This window comes from Salinispora oceanensis (genome assembly GCF_000383575.1).
Taxonomy (GTDB): domain Bacteria; phylum Actinomycetota; class Actinomycetes; order Mycobacteriales; family Micromonosporaceae; genus Micromonospora; species Micromonospora oceanensis.
In genome coordinates this window covers 4318343-4341057 of sequence record NZ_KB911579.1, presented here as the reverse complement: position 1 = coordinate 4341057, position 22715 = coordinate 4318343, and the positions used below count along the sequence as shown (strand labels likewise).

The following is a 22715-nucleotide window of genomic DNA, read 5'->3' as shown; positions in this document are numbered from 1 at the left end:
CGGTCAGGGAGGGACATTGCTTCGAGTCGAGGCGTGTTCCTGCCGACCGGCGGGCCGAGGTGGCGGTTCGGCGGGGTGGACTTTCGGCCCATCTCTCCAACCTGTCTGGGGGCATCGGTAACGCCGTCCAGAGGTTAGGCTGCCCGGACAGAACAACCGACATATTCCTTGGTGTTCTTTTTGTCGAATATTGGAGATCAGGTCTGTGACGGCATCCAAGCCTGACGTCCGCCGTTGGCTCGCCCCCGGTGCAATGTTGGTGATCCGCGACGAGGAGTGGCTGGTCCGAGCGACCGAGGACACCGCCGACGGCGTCGCGGTGCATGTGCAAGGTCTCGGCGAGCTGGTACGTGACACGACGGCGACGTTCTACGACAGTCTCGACATCATGACTCCGCTGGATCCGGCCGAGGCCCGGGTCGTCGCGGACGGCAGTCCCCGGTACCGCACCGCCCGGCTCTGGTTGGAGTCCACGCTGCGCAAGACCGCGATTCCGCTCGCCGACCAGTCGCTGTCGGTGGCCACTCGCGGCCTCGCCGACGCACTCGGCTACCAGCAGTCGGCGGTCCGTAAGGCGTTGGATCCGGCGAGCCTGCAACCGCGCCTCCTCCTCGCCGATGCAGTCGGCCTCGGCAAGACCCTGGAAATCGGCATGATCCTGGCCGAGCTGGTTCGCCGCGGGCGAGGCGACCGCATTCTCGTGGTGACCCCGCGGCACGTACTGGAGCAGATGCAGCAGGAGCTCTGGACGCGCTTCGCCCTGCCGTTCGTACGCCTGGACACCGCCGGCATCCAGCAGGTCCGGCAGAAACTCCCAGCCACCCGCAACCCGTTCACCTACTACCGGCGCGCGATCATTTCGATCGACACTCTCAAATCCGACCGCTACGTGGCCAGCCTGCGTAAGCAGCGCTGGGATGCGGTCGTCATTGACGAATCACACAACTTGTCGAACGCCGAGACGCTCAACAACCGGCTCGCCCGGCTGCTGGCCCGCACTACGGAGGCGTTGATCCTGGCCTCCGCCACCCCGCACAACGGCAAGGCCGACTCCTTCGCCGAGCTGATCCGCATGCTCGACCCGGTGGCCGTTCCGCCAAGCGGCGAGCTGGACCGGGACGAGGTCCGGCGACTCGTCGTGCGGCGCCACCGGCACAGCCCGGAGGTCGCGAGCGCGGTCGGCGCGGACTGGGCCGAGCGACGCGAGCCGAAGAACATCCTGATCCCAGCCACCCCAGCGGAGAACGCGGTCGCCAGCGAGCTAGAACGCACCTGGCTCTGGCCAGACACCGGCGGGAGTCCGTACTCGGGGGCACGCGGGACGTTCTTTCCGTGGACCCTGGCGAAAGCGTTCCTTTCGTCACCGGCGGCACTGCAGGAGACGATCGACGGACGCATCGAGCGCGTCACCAAGGACGCCGAGTGCCCCTCCGATCGGGCCGAGGTCGAGCTGCGAGCGCTGCGCCACCTCGCCGGTCTCAATGAGCACGCCCTGCGTACGCCGTCGGCCAAGTACACCCGCCTCGTCGAGTACCTGAAGGAGATCGGTATCGGGGCCGGCGCTGCCACCCGGGCGGTGGTCTTCGCCGAACGTCTGGAGACGCTGCGCTGGCTGCACCGCAGCCTCCCGCATGACCTCGGTCTGCCAGGCAATGCGGTCGAGCTGATGCACGGCGGCCTGACCGACCCCGAACAGCAGGAACTCGTCGAGCGCTTCAAGCAGGAGCAGTCATCGGTGCGGGTGCTGGTGACCGGTGACGTGGCTTCGGAAGGCGTCAACCTCCACGCCCAGTGCCACGAGCTCATCCACTACGACATCCCGTGGAGTCTGATCCGCATCGAGCAACGCAACGGGCGCATCGACCGCTATGGCCAGAAACACCCGCCGCAGGTCACCGCCCTGCTGCTCAACCCGGCTAGCGAACGATTCGCCGGCGACGTCCGGGTGCTGGCCAAGCTGATCGAAAAGGAGGACGAGGCGCACACCGCCCTCGGCGACGTCGCATCGCTGATGGGTCGCTATGACGTCAAGGGCGAAGAAGAAGAGATCCGGGCGGTGCTCGCCGGCGGCAAACAGCTCGATGACGTCCTCCGGCCGGTCGCCGAAGTCGCCGCCGGCAACGACGTCGCCGCCCTCTTCACCCAACTCTTCGACCCGGCGGGGCAGGGTGCCGAGCCGGCTACCGCCCAGGAGGTCGCGCCGGACGACAGAGCCGGCCTGTACGACGACGAAGTCTCCTACCTGGAGGAGGCGCTGCGCGAGGCGTTCATTGACCCGACGGCGGCACCGGCTCGCGGCGGAGTCGGGTGGCGCCGCGACGAGGCGTTCGGCACCGTGGAGCTGACTCCGCCGGCTGATCTGGTGCAACGGCTGGAGGTGCTGCCGCAGAGCTATCTGGCGGACCGCAAGGTAACCGAGCGTCTGGTGCTCGCCACCACCATCGCGCGGGGCAAGGACAGGTTGGCCACCGCGCTCTGCGACGACAAGGGCACGAGCTGGCCGGACGCGCACTACCTGAGTCCGCTGCACCCAGTGCTCGACTGGGCCGCCGACCGAGCGTTGGCGGCGCTGGGACGCAACGAGGTGTTCGCGGTCCGCGGCGCGGTGGACGCGCCGACGGTGTTACTGCTCGGCACATTAACGAACAAGCGCGGGCAGGTGGTATCCACGGCATGGTTGACCACCCAGTTCCCGGTTTCCGACGACCCGTCCTTCGCGCTGGTAACACCGCATGACTCCGTCCACGACGCGGTGCGGATGCTCGGCTGGACCGTACCCCGCGCCAACCCGGGTGCCATCGCCACGATCGATCACCTGCAGCCGCTGATCCAGCCGGCGGTGCATCAGGCTGCCGCTTATCTGGAGAAGACCGTCTTCGAGGCGGCGAGTCGGGACGCTGAGCAACGGGTTGATGCGTGGCGCCGCAAGCTCGATGCGTGGGACGAAGAGGCGGCGGTTCTGATCCGGCGGAGTAAGGCAGCGGCAAGCCGGGAACGCATCGCCGCGGAACGGAAGCTGACTGAGTCGATGGCGCCAGCCCGGCAGCTGGTGCGTCCGCTGCTGGTGGTCGTGCCCGATACCGAGGGGAAACTCCAGTGAGCAGGTCGGACGCGATCCTCGTCGGTGAGGGCTGGATCTCCGAGCACTACTTCACGACCGACGCCACCAAGGAGTCGTTCCGAGCAAAGATCTTGGAACGGCGCTCCGCATGGGACGCCGAGGAGAAGGCCGGTCGGTCAACGCCGCGATCCCGATTCCTGGCGGCCCGTCGGAAGTTGGAGGTCGACCTGGCCACCCTCTCTGAGCTGTACGATCCGGGTTCGGTCACCGGGCAGACCGGAAGCCGGAACGCACCCGAGGTGCCAGAACGGGTGGTCCGCACGCTGCGTGACGTCCTCGGTCTCGACGCGCCGGGCCTGATCGTCTCCGGCTCCGGGCCATTCAGCCGGGTTTCCTCGGCCGGCACATCGGGCCCGGCACCACTGGTCGTGCTCGCCGCCCTTCCGGTGGCTGCTATCGAGGAACTGCTTGCCCGAGACGCGGCTACGCTCAGCGAACCGGTCCAGCTCACCGAAGACGGCGAGGAGATCAAGAGCGCGGCCCGCCTGCTATCTGCGCTCTTCCTCGCCGACGACGCACCCGAGCTGGCGCTGGTGCTGGCCGGTCGGTGGGCACTGCTCGCCGAACGGGAACGCTGGGCCGAAGGCCGTTACCTCGCCGTTGACCTGCAGTCGGTCTGCGAACGCAACGACACCAGAAAAGGGGGAGAGATCGACCGGGCCCTGGCCTGCCTCTGCGCCGAGTCGATCGCCCCGGACGCAGCCGGCACGCTGTGGTGGCACGGGGTCCTGGAGGCTTCGGTCAAACACACCGTCGGCGTCTCTCAGGACCTACGCGACGGCGTGCGCCTCTCCATCGAGATCGTCGCCAACGAGGTCGTCGCCCGCCGCCGCGCCGAAGGCCTGCCGCCGCTGCCGAAGTCCGAGGCGCAACCACTGGCCCGGCAGTCACTGCGCTTCCTCTACCGAATCCTGTTCCTGCTCTACGCCGAGGCGTCGCCGGAGCTGGGCGTCCTCCCGGTCGGTGCTCCCGAGTACGACCAGGGATACAGCCTCGACCGGCTCCGTGAGCTGGTGCAGGTCGAGCTGGCCACCCCGCGGTCCCGCACCGGCACCCACCTCTACGAGTCGTTCGGCGTGTTGTTCCGCCTGGTTGACCAGGGCCACACCCCGGCCGCCGCCGAGGAGAACCCCACGCTCGCTACCGGTCTGGTCTTCAACCCGCTGCGCGCCGACCTCTTCCGACCTGAGGCCACCTCCCACATTGACGCAGTCGGGCTGGGCAATGCCGCCGTCCAGCAGGTGCTGGCGCATCTGCTGCTCAGCAAGGAACAACGCGGTAAGGACCGAGGCTTCATCTCCTATGCCGAGCTGGGCATCAACCAGCTCGGCGCGGTCTACGAGGGGCTGATGTCCTACACCGGCTTTTTCGCCGACACCGACCTCTACGAGGTCGCGAGAAACGGGGACGGCTCAAAGGGCTCCTGGGTGGTCCCGGTCGAGCGGGCCGACGGCATTGCCGCCACCGACTTCGTGACGACCATCGACCCGGTGACCGGCGAGTCCCGGCCGGTGCTACACCCGCAAGGGTCGTTCGTGTTCCGCCTAGCCGGCCGCGAACGCCAGCAGTCTGCCTCCTACTACACCCCAGAGGTGTTGACTCGCTTCACCGTCGGGCAAGCTCTGGAGGAGTTGCTGACCGACGACACGCCCGCCGAGCAGATCCTCACCATGACGATCTGTGAACCAGCGCTCGGCTCGGGGGCATTCGCCCTCGAAGCCGTACGACAGCTCGCCGAGCAGTACCTCAAGCGCCGCCAAAAGGAACTCGACCGACGCATCGACCCAGACGATTACCCGAAACGGTTGCAGGAAGTCAAGGCATACCTGGCCCTGCACAACGTCTACGGCGTCGACCTCAACGAGACCGCGGTCGAGCTGGCGGAGATCTCCCTCTGGCTGGACACCATGGTCGAGGGCCTGTCCGCGCCCTGGTTCGGCCTCCACCTACGGCGCGGCAACTCACTGATCGGCGCCCGCCGGGCCGTCTACCACCGCAACCAGGTCACCGACAAGTCGTGGTTGGGCGCCGTCCCGCAGGAGGTGCCGCTGACTTCACTGGTCGAGGACATCAAGGCCGGGCGCGTCGCCACCGACGGCATCCACCACTTTCTGCTGCCCGCCGACGGCTGGGGCTCGGCCGCCGACGCGAAGGAGGCCGCCGACCTGGCACCCGAGGCTGCAAAGCGCCTCAAGGACTGGCGGCGCGGGGTGCGGGCCAAGCCAACCAAGCAGCAGGTGGACGCGTTAATCGAGCTGGCTCATCGGGTCGAGACGCTGTGGCAGATCGCATACCACCGACTCCAGATCGCGGAGCGGGAAAACCGCCGCGCTATCCCAGTGTGGGGCGCGGAAGAGCTCGCTGTCGGCGGTGCGGTGCAACGGGAGCAGATCGAACGGGCACTCGCCGACCCCAATGGCGCCTATCAGCGACTGCGCCGAGCCATGAATGCCTGGACCGCGCTCTGGTTCTGGCCACTCACCGCCGAACTCGCCAGGGTCGACGGAGCGTGCGTCAATCCGCCCTCGCTCTCCGATTGGATCGCCGGACTCCAGGCTCTCTTAGGTCGAGCCCATGATCTTCGTCCGGAGAAGACAAGAGTCAAGGCGTCGACAGCGCAACTCAGCTCCACGACGGACTGGGAGGAGCTGAACCAGGCGGAACAGATCGACCTGGGTTTCGCTCACGCCGGGGCTGTCCCAGAGGTGCTACATGATCACCCCTGGTTGGCTGTCTGTGAGCGAGTGGCCACGCGGCAGGGCTTCTTTCACTGGAACCTCGACTTCGCCACCGTCTTCGCCCACGGCGGCTTCGACCTGCAGGTCGGTAACCCACCCTGGGTACGGCCCCGCTCCGACGTTGACGCGCTACTCGCCGAGGGTGACCCGTGGTGGCAACTCACGAACAAGCCCACACAGGTGCAGGTCGCCACGAAGCGGACCGCGACTCTTGCCCTGCCTGGCATGACGGAGCTCGTGGTTGATGGCACGGCGGACGTCTTGTCAACGGCAGCATTCGTGGGTGCCCCAGTGCAGTACCCACATCTCGTGGGCCTGCAGCCTGACCTGTACCGCTGCTTCATGGAAGTGATGTGGCGGCACAGGTCGGAGCGCGGCGCAATCGGCATGATCCATCTGAACTCGCACTTTACCGACGAGAAGGCGGGGCTACTTCGGGCTGAGCTGTATCTCCGCCTACGCCGCCATTGGCATTTTGTCAATGCTCTTACTCTCTTCGAAATCAAGGACAGTAAGTTCTTTGGGGTGACGGTGCATGGTTCCCGACATGAAGAACCCGCCTTCACCCAAGCGAGCTGGCTCTACCACCCGGACACCGCCATGCGTTCGCTCACGCACGACGGCTCCGGACCAGAGCCGGGGCTAAAGGACGACGACGGGAACTGGGACGTTCGCCCGCACGCGTCGCGCATCATGCGGATCACCGACGAAACGCTGCGCGCTTGGCATGCCGTCATGGAGACCGATGAGGTGTCACTCCGGCAGACCCGGATGGTGTATGCGGTGAACCAGTCCAGTGCCTCCGTGCTGGAAAAGCTCTCCCGGGCGTCACGTATCGGGGAGCTCAGACTTCAATTCTCACCGGGTTGGCATGAAAGCTCCGACCGCAAGAAGGGTTACTTCGAGTCGGAGTGGGCGGTGCCGGACTCTTGGGATGACGTGATCCTACAAGGACCACACCTGTTCGTTGCCACCCCGCTCTACAAGAGCCCGAACCCGACCATGCGCAATAACCAGGACTGGTCGGCGACGGACTTCGAGCAGTTGCCCGCCGATGCCATCCCGGCCACCGCCTACCAGCCCGTCGGCGACCGCTATGCCTACGACTGCGCGTACACCGACTGGGGTGACGAGGACCACCCCGACCCCGCCCGCGACCACTACCGCATCGCCTGGCGCAACATGGCCGCCAATCAAGGTGAACGGACCTTAACTCCTACGCTACTCCCACCAGGGACGGCGCATATTCATGGCGTCTCTTCGGCCGGAACACGCAGACGAAATGCAGAAGCCTTAGTTCGGCTACTTGGATTCATGTCCTCGCTAACACATGACTACTCCGTCCGGGTCGCTCCAAAGTCGACTATTTCCCCGTCAACTGTCCGACGTCTTGCCTTCACCACAGCCTCCTCCCTACAAACTGAGCTCGCTCTGCGAACCTTACGGCTAAATTCCGTCACGGACGCCTACGCCGACCTCTGGCAGAGCTGCCAGACCGACAAGTTCGCTGAGGACGTATGGGCTGGCGGGTTTGCGCATCGGCGGCGAGCGCCACTCGGGGAGGTGGGGCCGGAGTGGACGTCGGCGACGCCGTTGCGGATCGCTGCCGATCGGCGGCAGGCGCTGGTGGAGATCGACGCGCTGGTCGCGTTGATGTTGGGGTTGACTGCCGACGAGCTGTGTTCGATCTACCGCACCCAATTCGCCGTGCTGCGCGGCTACGACCGCAACGTCTACCACTACGACGTCAACGGTCGACTGGTGCCGAACTCGGTGCTCACCGTGTCGCGGAAAAAGGGCGATCGGATCACGGCGGAGGAACGGACCGCGACCAACCAGGCCGGCTACACCTATACCTACGAGTTGCCGTTCATCACCCTGGATCGGGAGGCGGACATGCGTCAGGCGTACATGGTCTTCGAGCAGCGGCTGCGGGAGCGGCAGTGACCGAACTACTGCCCACCTTCCAGGCCGCCCGGATTCAGCAAGCGCTCGTTGACTACCTGACGACGACGTTCGGGCTGACCGACGGGGATGCGCGGGACGGGCTAGACCGATTCCTCTCCGACCCGGAAACCGGGATGTTCAAGGGCCCGTACGTGCGGCTACGGCTGCCGTACCGGCCGGCCGACGAGGGTTGGCGGGCCAGTCTGGAGTGGTACGAGGGGTTCCCGCCGTATGGCCATCAGGCGGCGGCGTTCGCCCGGTTGGCATCGGCGGTTGACGGTCGGCCGCGCCGACCGCTGCCGACGCTGGTCACCACCGGCACCGGATCCGGTAAGACCGAGGCGTTCCTGCATCCGATCCTCGACCACGTGCTACGGGCCCGCCGTGCGGGAGTGACCGGCACCAAGGCCCTGATTCTCTATCCCATGAACGCGCTCGCCAATGACCAGGCAGCGCGGTTGACCAAGCTGCTCACCACCCAGCCGGCGCTGGCCGGGGTGACGGCGGCGCTCTACACCGGGCAGGCGACTGCCCCCCGCATGACCGTCACCCCGGATGGGCTCATCAACGACCGGGCGGTCATCCGGGAAGCCGCGCCGGACTTGCTGCTCACCAACTACAAGATGCTCGACCAGTTGCTGTTGCGCGCCGAGGACCAGGAGCTGTGGCGGCAGTCCGCGACCAGTCTGCGCTATCTGGTGTTGGACGAGTTCCACACCTACGACGGTGCGCAGGGCACCGACGTAGGGATGCTGCTGCGCCGCCTCGGTCTGGCCTTGCAAAGTCACTGGCGCGACGATGACCCATTGATCGATGAGGCAGCTCGTTCCCGTCCACTGGGGTTGATGACTCCGATCGCCACGTCCGCGACGCTCGGCGACAAGGGCGACCCGTCGGTCATGCGTGGGTTCGCCCGCACCATCTTCGGGGAACGCTTCGATTCGGCGTCGGTAGTCACCGAAACCCGGCTCAGCCTGACGGAGTGGACCAACGGTGCATCCGAGTCGGTGGCGGCGGCCGGGTTCGCCCCGGTCGCTCTGGGCGAGTTGCGGGCCGCCGGGCTCCGGCCACTGCCAGAGGTGAGCCTGGACGCCACCGGCGAGGAGGCCGCGTACGCCGTACTCGGTCTGCTTTATGGGGTGACCGCCGACAAGCTGGCCGATGCGACACCGGAGCTGCTGTCGGCGTTATGCCGCGCGCATCCGCTCGTGGTCGAGCTGGCCCGCACGGCCGGTGCGGCCCTCTCCCTCAGCGACCTTGCCCGGCGGGTATTCGGACCGCAGGATGAGCCGGAACTAGCCGAGGCGTTGCTGTCGCAGGTCGTGGCGATGCTGGGGCACGTGCGCAAGGTCATCGGTCGTGATGCGCTCTCGGTCGAGGCACACCTGTGGGTGCGCGAGCTGACCCGCATCGACCGGTCGGCGGCGGCGACGGCCCGGTTCCGGTGGAGCGATGACGGGCCGCCGGCCGCCGTGGACGAGGAGGCTCGGCCGTCCTTTCCCGCGATCTACTGTCGGCATTGCGGGCGTTCCGGCTGGGGCATCGGTCTCGCACCGGTGGGCGACAGCCTCGCCCCGGACGACGAGGGTATTCGCCGGCAGCACGCCACCCGGGAGGGACGGTTCCGGCCCCTGCTGTACGCCCCCGCTGAAGCGATCCGCCGGTCCGACACTGAGAATCCGCCAGACGGACTGGTGTGGTTCGCGATCCGGAGCCGTGAGTTGCTGCAACGGGTCGCCGAAGACGACCCTGACCTTCGCGATGGCTGGATCCTGCCGGTGCTCACCAATGTGGGGACTGCCGCCGACGAAGTCAGCCGCAAGGATACCTGCCCGTCCTGTGGTCAGGAGGATGGTGTCCGGTTCCTCGGCAGCGCCATCGCCACGCTGCTGTCGGTGTCGCTGTCGACCCTGTTCGGGGCGCCGAAGTTGGCGCCCGAGGAGAAGAAGGCCCTGGTCTTCACCGACTCGGTGCAGGACGCGGCGCACCGAGCCGGCTTCGTACAGGCGCGGTCGCACACGTTGACGCTGCGTTCGGTGTTGCGGGAAGCGGTAGTGGATGGGGCGCTGACTCTGGACCGGCTGGTCGAGGAGGTGTTGGCGCAGGCCGGTGACGATCCGGTCCGACGGTACCGACTGCTGGCACCGGAGTGCGCCGACCGGGAGTCCTTCCTGCCATTCTGGCAGGAGCGGAGGCAGCGGGCCGTCCGGACGTCGGTGCAGTCGCGGGTGCGCAAGCGGTTGGCCCTCGACGCGGCCCTCGAGTTCGGCTTGAACTCGCGCACCGGCCGTACTCTGGAACTGACCGGGTCCGTCACCGTCGAGGTCGAGGCAGGGCTGCCGGCGCGCATCGCCGGCCTGGCCCGGGCCGCGCTGGGCGGCACCTCGTGGCAGGAGCGTCTGGGCGAGGCGGGTATCGGCGACGCCGCGTTGGTGCAGTGGGTACGCGGCGTTCTGGACCGGATGCGGGTCCAGGGTGCGATCGACCATCCATGGTTCGACCGCTACCGGGCGGAAGACGGCCGCCGCTGGTCTATCTGGGGTGGCCGACCACGGGGTGAAGGCATGCCGCCGTTCCCCCGCGACCGTCCCGCCCCCGCCTACCCGAAGGTCGGCGGCTCCACCGATTTCGGTGGTCTCGACGCAGTGACCTCGGCTCAGTCCTGGTACGCCCGCTGGACCTCGCGGGTACTTGACGTCTCCCCACTCGACGGTAGTCGGCTCGCCCGGGTGTTGCTCGACCGGCTCGCTCGCGATGGGGTGCTAACCACGACGACCAGCCAGTCCGGCGCGACCGTCTATGCGCTGCCGGTCTCGGGGGTGGTGGTGGCCCCCACCCAGGAAAGCGATCTCGCTGCTGGGCGGCATCTACTGGTCTGCGACACCTGTCGAGGCGGCACCCCGGGCAGCCGCACCACCGTCACACAGCTGACGGACGCCCCCTGCCTGAACGTGCGCTGTCACGGACAGTTGCGCCGGCAACCACTGGGGGACAACTTCTACCGGCGGCTGTACGCTTCGCCGGATATGCGCCGGGTCGTGGCCCGGGAACACACCAGCCTGCTCGACGACGAGACCCGGCTGGCGTACGAGGACGGTTTCCGGGATGCGGCAACCAGCCCTCAGTCGCCGAACGTCCTGGTCGCCACGCCCACCCTAGAGATGGGCATCGACATCGGCGATCTGTCGGCGGTCATCCTCGCCTCGCTGCCCCGTACCGTCGCCTCATACCTGCAACGGGTCGGGCGGGCGGGCCGACTCACTGGCAACGCCTTCGATCTGGCCTTCGTCACCGGTCGGGGGGAACACCTACCGAAGATCGGCGACCCGCTGTCAGTGATTGACGGCGATGTGCGCCCGCCGGCTACCTACCTCGCCGCCGAGGAGATCCTGCGCCGGCAGTACACGGCCTATCTGATCGACGCGTTCGCGCGGGAACCCGGACGCCGTCGTCCGCGCAAGGCCGCGGGTGCGATCGGTTCGTACGCGCCGGGAACCTTCCTCGGTGACCTGGTGTTGCACGCCGAGCAGTCGTGGGAGACGGATCTGAGCCGGTTCGTCGCTATGTTCGAGGAGCTTCCCGTCGAGGTGGTGGGGCGGCTTCGCGATTGGCTGAAGCCGGTCGCCGGCCCCGGCAGTAGCGGCTTCGCCCACCGCGTTCGCGATGCCAGCGACCGCTGGCGGCAGACAGTGACACTGCTCGAACAGCGTCAGGCCGCGATCACCGAGTTGCTGCCCGAGTTGGAAGCCCGGATGCACTCGCCGACGGTGACCGACGCTGACAAGCAGGCGCTACGTTCGGCACAGGCGACCGGGCAGTTGACAAGAGGACAGCTCGCTCATCTGCGGAGCAGCTACTGGATCGGCGTCCTGGAGGAATACGGACTGCTGCCCAACTACACCCTGCTCGACGACAGCGTCACCCTAGACGTCGGGCTGTCCTGGATGGATCCGGACGACGGCAGCTACCGCTACGACAGCGCCCAGTTTCAGCGGGGTTCAGCCCAGGCCCTACGTGAGTTCGCGCCGGGGGCCACCTTCTACGCCCGCGGTTGGGAAATCGAGATCGATGCGGTGGATCTCGGTCTGGACGGCACGTCGATCCGCACCTGGGCGCTCTGCCCCGCCTGCGGGCACGCGTGCGACATCGCCGCGGCGGGCCGAGAATCTGTCCCCGTCGCCTGCCCGCGCTGTGGCAGCCGGGGCATTCACGACACCGGGCAGCGCCTCGACGTCGTCGAGCTCACCCGGGTTTCGGCCGAAGTACGCCGGGACGAGGTCGCCATCTCCGACCGGCACGACGAACGCGGTCGCGTCGCGTTTCAGATTGTGACCGCCGCGGATGTTTCCCCGGAACATATGGATGAGCGCCGGTTCGTCGAAGGATCCGGGCTGGGCTGGGTCCATCTGCGTTCGGTCGACATCCGATGGCTCAACCTCGGGCCAGCCGGCCACGGCGCGACCCGAACCATCGCCGGCGCCGAACGGCAGGGAACCCTGTTCCGCGTCTGCTCCGGTTGTGGAAAGCGCGACACCGAAACCGGCCGGAACCGTGCCCATGAGCACCGTCCATGGTGTCCGTACAGAACCGCACCGAACGAAGTGACCACCGCGGTCACACTGTCCCGGACCCTGCGTACCCAAGGGCTGTTGATCCGCCTACCGCACACGGTCAGCCTCGGTGACCACTTCGCGGTGCCGAGCCTGTCCGCGGCGCTACTGCTCGGACTACGAGAACAGCTGGGCGGTCATCCCGACCACATCCGGGTCGAGCAGGTCGTTGACCCCACTCTCTCCGATGGCAGCGATAATCACGACGCGATCCTGCTGCACGACACCGTTCCCGGCGGTACCGGCTACCTGGCCGGCATCGCCGAGCCGGACACCCTTCGGGAGCTGATGGTCCTCGCCTGGGACCGAGTACGGGACTGCGCCTGCCGCCACGAGGAGCGCCTCGCCTGCCATCGATGCCTGCTACCATTCACCGCACCGGGATCCGCCCGGCGAGTTTCACGCGCGTCGGCCGAGCGTCACCTCCGTGCCCTGCTCGGCTTGGCTGCCGAGGTCCAAACCGCTGAGGACACGACGTGGACGGTGACCACGGTGGCTCCACACGAGGAACCCGAGTCATATCTGGAGCGGTCCTTCCACCGCGTCTTTCTCGGCCGGCTACGACGCATCGGGGCCGCTGTCACCGAAACCCCATCAGCGGTCGGTAACCTAGCCAGGTTCACCCTGCCCGGCACGCACCGCCAATGGACTCTCAGTCCGCAGGTCAACGTTGCGGATTCCCGGCCGGACTACCTGTTGAAGACCAGCGACATGAATGTGCCCGACGTCGCGATCTTCACGGACGGGCGGTCCTACCATGCGACCTCCACGGTCAACCGCCTCGCCGACGACGCCGTCAAGCGGGCCCACCTACGCGAGCTGGGCATCCTGGTCGTCGCTCTGACCAGCGCCGACGTCGCCGCCGCCGAGACCGCCACGAACGTCGCCCCGCCATGGTGGAACGCGGGCCTGGCCGGCAGCCTGATGAACGTCCCCGGCTTCCAGGCCCCGCCGGAAACCTACAAGGCCCTGGGACACGGCATGGTCGACTGGCTCGTTGGCTGGGTACGTGATCCGAACCCAGCGGCGGTTCAGGCTGCTGCCCGAGCCGTGCCCATGTTCCTGTCGGCCGGGACCCAGCCGATCCAGTCCTCAACCACGGTCACCCTTCCGCAGGTGGGTAGAGCTGTCTTGCTCGGGGAGGACCTGCCCGCTGGCGAACGCCGGGTCCACCTGCGCCGCCTCGGATCCCTCGCGGCGGTCATCGAGATGACGGCCGGGGGCGTCGAGGTCGCCGTCGTGCTTGACGACCGCAGCGAAATGCTCGCTGAGCAAAACGCCGACTCTTGGCGGGCCTGGCTGCGGCTTGCCAACTCACTCGGCCCGCGTGACTGGCCGACCAGCGTGACGACCACCAGCCTGGTCGAGCCGGTGACCGCACAGCCGGACCAGGCCGGGCCGAGCCGCCCGGTCGGAGCCTGGGCTGACGCTTACGACGCGGCGTTCACCGAGAACGAAAAGGCGCTGATCAGCGCGCTCGCCGGCCAGAACGTCGCACCGCCCATTGTCGGCGCGGAAGGGCCCGACGGCATTCCGCTCGACATCTGTTGGCCTGATCTCCGCATGGTCGTTGCCTTCGCCCACATGTCCCAACAGGACCGAAGCGATCTGGCACAGCACGGATGGCACCTGGTGGATCCCGACCCCGCCGAGGTCGTTACTGCGCTGACCCGCGCCGCCATCAAGACGAACGAAGGACACTGATGCCGACCATCATCATGGGAAAGCTCGCCAGCAAGATCGATGGCTCAGTCCGGGGCAAGGCGATGAGCTTCCTGCAGAAACTCGGGGCCGACGACACTCTCCCGGGCCTGCACATCGAACCCATTCAGAAGAGCTCCGACCCACGGGTTCGCACCGGACGCGTGGACGAGTTCTGGCGGGCCGTGATGTTTCGCCTCGACGGTGACGGCGACACCCACTACGTCATTCATGGCATCTGGCCACACGACGACGCCATCACCATGGCGCAGCGCGTACGGCTGAAAGTCAATCCCATCAACGGCCTGCCCCAGGTAGAGGAGATCGAGCCGGCTTTCAATCCCGTGCCGCCACCCCCCGCGGCCACCGACCCGGAATCAGCGAAGCCCTTGTTTGCCCGCCTCGGGCACGAACCCGCCGACCTGGTCTATAAGCTCGGGCTTCCCGAGAGTGTCGCCGCGCAGGCAGCAACGGCCAACGACGAGGACGCCATCCTCACGATCGCCGAACGTCACGACGGTTGGATCGGCACCATCCTGGTTGATTTGGCAGCCGGCGACGACATAGACGCGATCATCGAGCGGATGCAGTTGGAGAAGATTTCCTCGGCCGACGACGATGCCGACGTACTGCAGTCCCTCAAACGGCCGGCGGCCGCCCTGCAATACGCGTTCATTGACGGCCAGGAAGAGCTCCGTCGCGTCATCGAAGGCGGAGACTTCAGCGCCTGGCGCATCTTCCTGCACCCCGAGCAACGCCGGTACATCGACCGGCCATACAACGGCCCGTTCCGGCTGGTCGGCGGTGCCGGCACCGGCAAGACTGTCGTCCTCGTCCACCGGACCCGTGCCCTCGCCCAACGTGACCCAGCGGCCCGAATCATCCTCACCACCTTCACCACCAACCTCGCCGAGGCACTCGGCGACAGCCTCACCCAGCTTGACCCACGGGTGTCTCAGACCAAGGCGCTCGGAGAAGCGGGTGTGTACGTGACCGGTGTGGACGCGCTCGCTGCCGCCGTGTTGCGTAGCGCAGGAAGCGGTCTCTCGTCGGCCATGCGTGGCGTCCTCGGCGAGGAGCGCGCAGCACCACTGTCGCGCACCGAGCCGAACCTGTGGCGCGACATCGTCGAATCGACCGGCACGTCACTACCGCCAGAGATCGCCAACGAAACGTTCCTCGCCACGGAGTACGCGCATGTCGTCCTCCCGAACAAGGTGTACGACGAGACCGGCTACCTGCGGGTGCGCCGGCCAGGACGAGGCGTCGCCCTGGACCGAGCCAAACGCCGGGCCGTCTGGGCACTGATCGACTCCTACCGGGCGCGCTGCCGAACCGACGGCAGCCTCGACTTCACCGAGGCCGCCGCAGTCGCCGCGGCGTACCTCGCCGCAGGCGGAGAACGCCCAGCCGATCATGTGCTGGTTGACGAAGGGCAAGACCTCTCCCCCACGCACTGGCTCCTGCTCCGGGCCGCCGTCAAGGAACGCCCCGACGACCTGTTCATCGCCGAGGACTCACACCAGCGCATCTACGGCAGCCGCGTGGTCCTGGGCCGCTACGGAATCGCCATCGTCGGCCGTTCCCAACGGTTGACGCTCAACTACCGCACGACCGCCCAGAACCTGCGTTACGCCATGGCGATCCTCGAGGGCAGCCAGTACGTTGACCTACAGGACGAACTGGAGGGCACGGGCTATCGATCCGCTCGAAGCGGACCTGCGCCCATCGGGGTGGTCGCCGACTCCCTCGCGGACGAGCTCCACGCCATCGTTCGCCACATCCGCAAGTGGCTCGAGGCCGGAGACGCTCCGGAGACGGTGGCGGTCCTGGTACAGGACCGGTTCCACCGTGACCGAGTCGTCACCGCTCTCACCGAGCAGGGAGTGAATGCACGCGCCATCGACCGCGACCGCCCACCGCCCGGGCGGGTGCCCATCCTGACGATGCACCGGGCCAAGGGCACCGAGTTCTCCAAGGTCGTGCTAGCCGCGAGCAACCCAGCCCTGGCCGCATTGGAACGTCTCGCCATGCTAGATCCCACCGAACGAGCAGACGCCGAGCTTCGGAGCCGTTCGCTGAGGTACGTCGCTGCCACCCGGGCACGCGACGAACTCGTCGTAGTAACGCGTAGTTGACCATCAGTGCTACATTTTCTGTCGGGCGGCGGCCTCGAACCGACGCCTTGCCCCCAGTACGTCTTTCCACACATCCACTCACGTCGCCCCCCTTAAGAATCAGTCCCTCCTGGCCGGTTTGCTGTTGTCGAGTGGTGTTGACGTCAGACCATGATCCCACTGGAAAGCACAGATCCCGAGGCGGCGAACCGCCTTGCGCCGGTGCTGGGTGGTACGCCATAGTCGTCACATGATCTCGTACCGAAAGGGCGACGACGCCCCGACGCGTTGAACGCCCCCGTGCGGCGCGACGGCGCAGCGAACCCGCAACAGACCACTCGCAGCAGCTCTCCCCACGAACTGTGGCAGCAAGCCTTCCCGATCCGTCAGGAATGGCTCGAACACGCTCTGTCCACCCAGCCTGCTGACCGGCAAACCGCGGAGCGCTGCCTGACGGCTATCTATGCCCGGACCTCCCGGCCGCGACCCCGCTTCGAGTGGGTTGACTCCCCGAACCAGGCCCGGTCCCTGACCACCGGCTGGCCCACCCTCAACCAACTCTTCGAACTGGTCCGGGACCCTCGGCCACGCGAGACACCACCAGTGGCGAGCGACATTGCCGCGATCAACTCTCAGCTACGCGGCGCGCTGAGCGCTGGCGGCACGCACACCGACACCGAGCTGTCGCCCCTGCGGACGAGCAAGACCAAACGACCGTGGCCCGAACTGGCACCGCACCAGGCGCTCGACAACGGCGTGCCGCTCGCCGTCGTGCTGCACCAGGGCGTGCGAACGGCATTGCACCGCAGCCTCGCGCACGGCTACTACCTACCCGTACGAGCCGCTCTCGCAGTCAACGGCCCCTCGCCGACGTGCTGGTACGGGCAGCAGGACGTGTCCTGGATCGCCTACTACGACGTGCTGCGTCAGCTCGATCTTGCTCGATACGGGCCGGACGAGACCGAGCACCTCAACGTTTAGGCCGGTCTAGCTCGCTCCTGCGGCTGGTGGTGGCCGGGCGAGACCGTCTGTGTCGTGGCCGATCGACCCCAGACGGTACGAACCGAGCCGGTCTTCGGCACAGTGCACGACCAAATCCGACTGCAACCCGACGGCCTTCGACACCGCGACGGCTGGCAACCACTACTAATCAGGTGAACCGCGGCGACCACCGGCGGGGACGGGCAAGCCGGTCCGGGCCGGTAGTCGCTCCACATCCTGCGATTCTCGGGATAGCCGCACCCCGAGAAGGGCCGCGCCTGGGCGAGGTGCCAGCAACTACAGGGATCATCAACGGCGACATGTTTCACACACAGCCGCACCATCCCTGTGCTCACGGCCCCTTGCGGACCAGATGCAAAGCACCTGCTCTCCCTAGGCCGTGTCGGGGCGGAAAGGCAGTCCACTACAGACGTGAAAGTGCAGGTGTTTGGAGTCTTGATACCGGCCGAGGTTGGTCAGCACCCGGCAAGCACCCTGCTCCCGCTCAACCCGGCCGGCGACCTGGCGAACCACCTCGAGAACGCGCTGCAGGATATCCGTGCTGGCATCGCCCAGGTCAACCAGAGACGGCACGTGCCGCTTCGGCACCACGACGATGTGCACCGGCCAGAAGGGCCTAGTGTGCTCGAAGGCAAGGACCTGATCGGTCTCTGCCACTACGGTCACTTTGGTTCGGCCGCTGAGCGCCTCGTCGCAGTAGAAGTCCTCGGTCATCGCAAACTCGCTTCCTCACGGCGCCTGGTACGTGTCGTCGTAGCCTTCTAGGTCACATTCGTCTAGATCGTGATCTTCCATGAACTGGTCCGCCGTCGCTTTCTGGCCTTGCCGCAGTAGCGCGGAGGCGACCAGTACCGCCGCTTCCCAGTTGGTTTCATCGGCTTGACTGGCCAGGACTTCGCGGGCGACCCGTTCGGCGTCGGCAGCACGTCCGGCTCGCAGCAGCAGCCGCCCTCGCCAGAGGGAAGCTTGCTGTTCCCCGGCGACGTGCGGTAGTCGCGTCGGCCACGCTTTGCATCAACTCCCGCACATACACGCGGGGGCTGGCGTAAAGATGGTGGCTAAGCAGATCAACAATCCCTCGAAGGTCCACATGAAAGGTGTAGCCCACGCGCCCCGTTCCTCTTGCTCAAGGTCAACCGGTGCACCGTACCTGCTCACCCCGTCCGCCGCCTACCCCTGATTCACCATGACGTGTCTCGGTGCGACTGACATAGCGGCCGCCGCCAGCACGCACGCGCACGCACGCACGCACGCACGGCGATTATGCCGCCCGCTTGTATCCCATCAATGCCGGGACATTTCCGCGATCTGGGCAAGGGCGACGAAAGTTTGCCGACCACCAGCGTCAGGACCGTGCTTGCGCACGTCGGCCGGAAGACGAGAGCCGGCGCCACCGACGGGCGCTACTTTCGTCGGCGGACGCCGCCAGCCCGGCGACTCAGGCCCGCGTCCCGAAGGCCAGTCGCCGTTGTCTTCTCAAGCTGCCCCGCATCAGCAAGGCGATCGGCGCGGCCGGTAGCGCCTTGCGCTCCTCGGGACGGGCAGCCGACGCCATCCAGGGCGGCATGAAGCCGAGGGTCCATTTCGGCGCGGACCGCACCATCTCCCGCTCGAGAACCTTCCACTCCTGATCACCGAGCACAGGCTTGAGCCGTCCCGCGAGCTCCCGCTCCTCGTCTGCGGTGTGCGTCAGCAACGCCTGATGCAGGGCGAGCCCCACCTCGGCCAGTGCCGCGAAGGAGTCCTCACCCCGCTGGGCGTCGGCGAGTAGCTCCCGTGCCCGCTCCAGCAGTCCCGCCAACTCGTCGTGCTCGGTCGTCATCAACTCGATCGTCTCCACCGGAGCACCACGCGACCGCAGCATCGGCCAGAACACCTCGTCCTCGACCTCGTGGTGGTGCGCGATGAGTTGGAAGACCCGGTCACCGTAACGACACAGGGCCTTTGCCTGCACCGGATCAGGCCGGTCGGCGAGCGCGCGAGCCGCGTCGCTGATCTGCAGGACGTCGCGCACCATGGCCCGATGGACGACGACCATGACCTGGTACCCGGACCCCGTGGTATCCCCCGATGTACTCACGTTCCCTCCTTTGCAAGGTGTCGACCCGCATCGCAACTATGCTATTCAACCGGCGCCGCACCGGTAGCCACTTCACATCGAAGGCTACGGTTGTCGTGGCCCACCCTATAGGGCATCGTATTTCGGAAGGTTCCGGCCGGCTCTTTCTCTTGTCGTACGGCGCATACGGCTGGCGGAACTCAAGGCGTAGCAGGTCGCTGGACCCGTGCGCCATAAGCGGCACTACTCCCCGAAAGTGCAGCCAGAAGGGCACCAAGCTTTCCGCGCGATCAACTCACCCATGTCCCAGCACGCTACTGGGCAGGCTTGACCTGCCCAGCAGGCGCAGAATGCTGTTCGTCCCGAAGCCCGGGCGCCCCCGGCTGGAGGCGCGGTAGCCAACACCGGGTCGTCAGTGTGACCCCGCATCCGGACCCGCCATCGTGGTCGGTTGTGCGACGATGCGAGCGGGTAGCTACTCGAGAACGGGTGTAGATGTGCGGCTGGTCCTGGGAGAGGATCTTGCGTTGCTGCGCGACGGGTTGAATCGGTTACTGGAAGCCTCCGGCTTCGACGTGGTCGCCTGTGCGGACAATGGACCGGATCTGAAGGCCGCGTTGGTCGAGCAGCGCCCTGATGTTGCCGTCGTTGACGTCCGGATGCCACCGAACCACACCGACGACGGGTTGCGGGCAGCCATCGAGGCTCGGGGCGTGGTGCCGCGGCTGCCGGTGCTTGTGCTCTCGCAGTACGTCGAGCCGCTGTATGCGCGTGAGCTGCTCTCCGACGGTGAGGGCGCGGTGGGCTACCTACTCAAGGATCGGGTCTTCGATGTCGCGCAGTTCGTCGAGGCGGTACGGAGGGTGGCTTCCGGGGGAACCGCGATGGACCCGGAGGTGATCGCCGAACTGCTCACCGGGCGGTCTCGGCACCGGTCTCTCGATCGGCTGAGCCCTCGGGAGCGGGAGGTCCTCGCGTTGATGGCCGAGGGGCGATCCAACAGCGCCATCGCCGCTCGGCTGTACGTCTCTCAGAAGGCGGTGGCCAAGCACATCAGCAGCATCTTCAACAAGCTGGGGCTGCACCTGTCCGACAGCGACAACCGTCGGGTGCTCGCCGTACTCGCCTATCTCGGCAGCTGAGCCCCCGCGATCGGCAACTCGACGATCAGATTGGTGCTGCCGCCGGCCGACTCCCGGACAGCAAGCGATCCGTCGAACGCCGCCAGCCGCCGCCGGATGCCCTCCAGGCCGCCGCCCGGAACGAGCGCCGCTCCTCCCCTGCCATCATCGCCGACCTCAAGGTGCAGCTGGCCGCGTTCCCGTCGCCCACGCACCCATGCCCGGCTCGCGGCGCTGTGCTTGACCGTGGGTACCGCTGGCTCCCGCTGTCCGCGATGGACTTCGAGGAGATCCTGCACCGCTTTCCGGACACCGACCGCCAGAACGTGGTGCGAGCACAACGGGTATGGAGCGCTCGGCGGGCCGGCGTTGAACTGGACCGCACCGTCGCGCCCGACGTGCTCGGAGACAGCCTGCCGGTTGCGCCGGCGTGGCCGAATCCCACCGAACCAACCGGCGAGCCCGATGACGAGCAGGCGTACCAGGACGAGTTGGCCGATCGTCAGCGGCGCATCAACGAGTACGACGAGGTGACCGACCGGCTCGGCATCCCCCAGGTCCGGACGGCCGAGCAGGTGCTGGACCTGATGATCACGCTCCGCCTCATCGAGGTCGACATGTCCCACGGGAACCATGCGCTGAGGCTGGCCACGAACCCTCCGCTACCGACGGAGGTCTTGCCGCTGAGTCCCGAGCAGCGGGCGGAGGAGGACAAGGGGCGATGGTTGTCGCGGTACGGCAGGCTGGCGCAGCGAGTGCTGCGACTGTTTGTTGACGACGTGAGCGGCGACCTCAGCCGGGTGACCCTGGCGACGTCGCTGGACCGGCTGGCCGCAGCGACCGACTCCGATCCGGAGGACGTCCGTCACGCGGTCCAGGTGCTGGTTGAGGAAGGGGATTTCTCCGCCCAGCGGCAGGGTGCCCGGGTCGACGCCGAGCGACTCGTTCCTCACCAGCGATTCGATCTGGTCGTCGACCCGGACCGTTTCTACGCCGACCGGATCTCGGTACAGCTCAACCGGCCCGTCGAGCGCTCGGACTACTGACGACAACCGCCAGCCACACGGTCGACCGCCAGCACGGTGGCAGCCCCTCTCGTCTGCGGGTTGTCGTCACCGAGCGGCGCGCCACCGGGTGCGAAGTGACGCTGGGCGGGGCCCGCCGCGCGGGCGCGCGCCAGCAGCGTACGTGTCCGCTCCTCGAAGAGGCGGACCACGCTGACTAGTTAGTCCTGCCACTATGGACTCGCACGCCGCCGCACCAGACAGTGGTGTGACCCCGGGAGGAGGGAGCGCGCCGCGATGCAGTCCGAGGCTGGCGATCAAACCTGCTTGGCTGGGTCCGATGGCTGATGAGCGTCGGTTCCGGTCGCTGCAGGAAGCGGCGCGATTCATGGAAACCGAGATTGACCGACCAGTGGCGATGCGGGAAACCAACCTCGGCAGCGGCCTCATGTTGCGCACCAGCCCGTTGAGCTTCGCTGACGGTGGCTTCACCAACATCTACGACCTGAGCTGGAAACCGAGTGCTACGACGGCAGCGGTGCGTTTTACGCCTCGCCCCACCACCGCCATCGATGCGGCTCGGCACGCCCCGGCGACCTCCACGGCCGCGTTCTTCACGCTGCTCGACGAGACGTCAGGCCTGCCCGTTCAAACAAGCCTGAACCTCGCCGTCGAGCAGGGTCGAATCCTCAGCATGCCGGTGGTCGTTCGCGAGGCCCTAGTTTCTCGGGCTGGAGTGCTGTCAACGTGCAATCTCACCGCCGCCGGCACGGTCATGATCAATGGGGTCGAGCTGACGTGGACCGGCAGTCTCACAGGGCGACAGGCCGAGTGCTATGCCTTTGGCAATGGCAACATGGTGATCACTCGCCGAAACGACCCGGAGAAAGGCAGCGTGCGAGTCTTGGACGAGGCGTCGCGCGTGACGCCTGCCCTGGGCCGTGCCGCCGGCTCGCAGCGCATCCCATCAACACGGACCGGTCGCTCGATGTCGTACCGCCGTTTGCGCACAGCCGGAAGGCCCGGATGGCGGTTTTCGAGGACCCCATGGGCCGAACCCATCTACGGTTGTTCGACGGCCGTCCGGGCTCCCCTGTCTTCCAGGGCGCTACCCCGCAGGAGGCACGAGACTCCATCGCGGCTGACGCAGGGTTCCGCTGGGGCTGCTTCATCGACGGGGGCCAGACGGCCAAGATGTGGGCAGCCGTAGACGGTGAGTTGACCAGTTTTGGCAACCGGCACTACCTTCGCTGGCCGAAGGCCGCCGAGAAGGACTTCGTCTGGGTGCCCGACAG

General features: G+C 67.0%; 11 protein-coding genes. 8 read left to right on the top strand and 3 right to left on the bottom strand.

Translation table 11 applies throughout. The annotated features are described in order from the left end of the window. The first annotated feature begins 253 nt into the window (after positions 1 to 253). The 5 genes from SALPAC4_RS0119970 to SALPAC4_RS0119950 all read left to right on the top strand — a co-directional run bounded on the left by SALPAC4_RS0119970 (position 254) and on the right by SALPAC4_RS0119950 (position 17215). Positions 254 to 3100: a helicase-related protein gene (locus SALPAC4_RS0119970; protein WP_019871841.1), complete on the top strand. Its 2847-nt coding sequence runs from the start codon at positions 254 to 256 to the stop codon at positions 3098 to 3100. After that, positions 3097 to 7806 (top strand): restriction endonuclease subunit M, encoded by a 4710-nt coding sequence (locus SALPAC4_RS0119965; RefSeq protein WP_019871840.1) that lies wholly within the window; start codon positions 3097 to 3099, stop codon positions 7804 to 7806. The genes SALPAC4_RS0119970 and SALPAC4_RS0119965 overlap by 4 nt, the downstream gene beginning before the upstream one ends. Further along, on the top strand, positions 7803 to 14120 hold the full coding sequence (locus SALPAC4_RS0119960; RefSeq protein ID WP_019871839.1) for a DEAD/DEAH box helicase: 6318 nt from the start codon (positions 7803 to 7805) through the stop codon (positions 14118 to 14120). Before SALPAC4_RS0119965 ends, SALPAC4_RS0119960 begins: the two co-directional genes overlap by 4 nt. Next, complete coding sequence (locus SALPAC4_RS0119955; RefSeq protein ID WP_019871838.1) at positions 14120 to 16255, top strand: UvrD-helicase domain-containing protein; 2136 nt, start codon at positions 14120 to 14122, stop codon at positions 16253 to 16255. Before SALPAC4_RS0119960 ends, SALPAC4_RS0119955 begins: the two co-directional genes overlap by 1 nt. 279 nt (positions 16256 to 16534) lie before the next feature. Continuing rightward, positions 16535 to 17215: a hypothetical protein gene (locus SALPAC4_RS0119950; RefSeq protein WP_019871837.1), complete on the top strand. Its 681-nt coding sequence runs from the start codon at positions 16535 to 16537 to the stop codon at positions 17213 to 17215. Positions 17216 to 17608: 393 nt separating this feature from the next. Here the strand turns inward: SALPAC4_RS0119950 and SALPAC4_RS0119945 are convergent, their stop codons facing one another. Then, positions 17609 to 17950, bottom strand: coding sequence for an HIT domain-containing protein (locus SALPAC4_RS0119945; RefSeq protein ID WP_018737804.1), 342 nt, complete (start codon positions 17948 to 17950; stop codon positions 17609 to 17611). 724 nt (positions 17951 to 18674) lie between these two features. Continuing rightward, positions 18675 to 19316 (bottom strand): hemerythrin domain-containing protein, encoded by a 642-nt coding sequence (locus SALPAC4_RS0119940; protein ID WP_223874803.1) that lies wholly within the window; start codon positions 19314 to 19316, stop codon positions 18675 to 18677. A 476-nt stretch (positions 19317 to 19792) separates the two neighbouring features. Here SALPAC4_RS0119940 and SALPAC4_RS0119935 point away from each other — a divergent pair, with 476 nt between their 5' ends. Further along, positions 19793 to 20437 (top strand): response regulator transcription factor, encoded by a 645-nt coding sequence (locus SALPAC4_RS0119935; RefSeq protein WP_019871835.1) that lies wholly within the window; start codon positions 19793 to 19795, stop codon positions 20435 to 20437. Here SALPAC4_RS0119935 and SALPAC4_RS0119930 read toward each other — a convergent pair. Beyond that, positions 20422 to 20631 (bottom strand): sensor histidine kinase, encoded by a 210-nt coding sequence (locus tag SALPAC4_RS0119930; RefSeq protein ID WP_019871834.1) that lies wholly within the window; start codon positions 20629 to 20631, stop codon positions 20422 to 20424. The two genes, SALPAC4_RS0119935 and SALPAC4_RS0119930, sit on opposite strands and share 16 nt — an antisense overlap. Before the next feature lie 60 nt (positions 20632 to 20691). Here SALPAC4_RS0119930 and SALPAC4_RS0119925 point away from each other — a divergent pair, with 60 nt between their 5' ends. Together SALPAC4_RS0119925 and SALPAC4_RS27815 are read left to right on the top strand one after the other, a co-directional pair. Continuing rightward, positions 20692 to 21462: a DUF6042 family protein gene (locus SALPAC4_RS0119925; RefSeq protein ID WP_223874802.1), complete on the top strand. Its 771-nt coding sequence runs from the start codon at positions 20692 to 20694 to the stop codon at positions 21460 to 21462. A 298-nt stretch (positions 21463 to 21760) separates the two neighbouring features. Further along, positions 21761 to 22630 carry a hypothetical protein gene (locus SALPAC4_RS27815; RefSeq protein ID WP_162562157.1) on the top strand — a complete coding sequence of 290 codons (870 nt, stop codon included), beginning with the start codon at positions 21761 to 21763 and terminating at the stop codon, positions 22628 to 22630. The last annotated feature ends 85 nt before the right edge of the window (positions 22631 to 22715 follow it).

Bases quoted from the DNA above. Each gene is read 5' to 3' on its own strand.
- SALPAC4_RS0119970 (WP_019871841.1), top strand. From the start codon at position 254: ATGTTGGTGATCCGCGACGAGGAGTGGCTGGTCCGAGCGACCGAGGAC.
- SALPAC4_RS0119945 (WP_018737804.1), bottom strand. From the start codon at position 17,950: ATGACCGAGGACTTCTACTGCGACGAGGCGCTCAGCGGCCGAACCAAA.
- SALPAC4_RS0119925 (WP_223874802.1), top strand. From the start codon at position 20,692: ATGGACTTCGAGGAGATCCTGCACCGCTTTCCGGACACCGACCGCCAG.
- SALPAC4_RS0119955 (WP_019871838.1), top strand. From the start codon at position 14,120: ATGCCGACCATCATCATGGGAAAGCTCGCCAGCAAGATCGATGGCTCA.
- SALPAC4_RS27815 (WP_162562157.1), top strand. From the start codon at position 21,761: ATGGCTGATGAGCGTCGGTTCCGGTCGCTGCAGGAAGCGGCGCGATTC.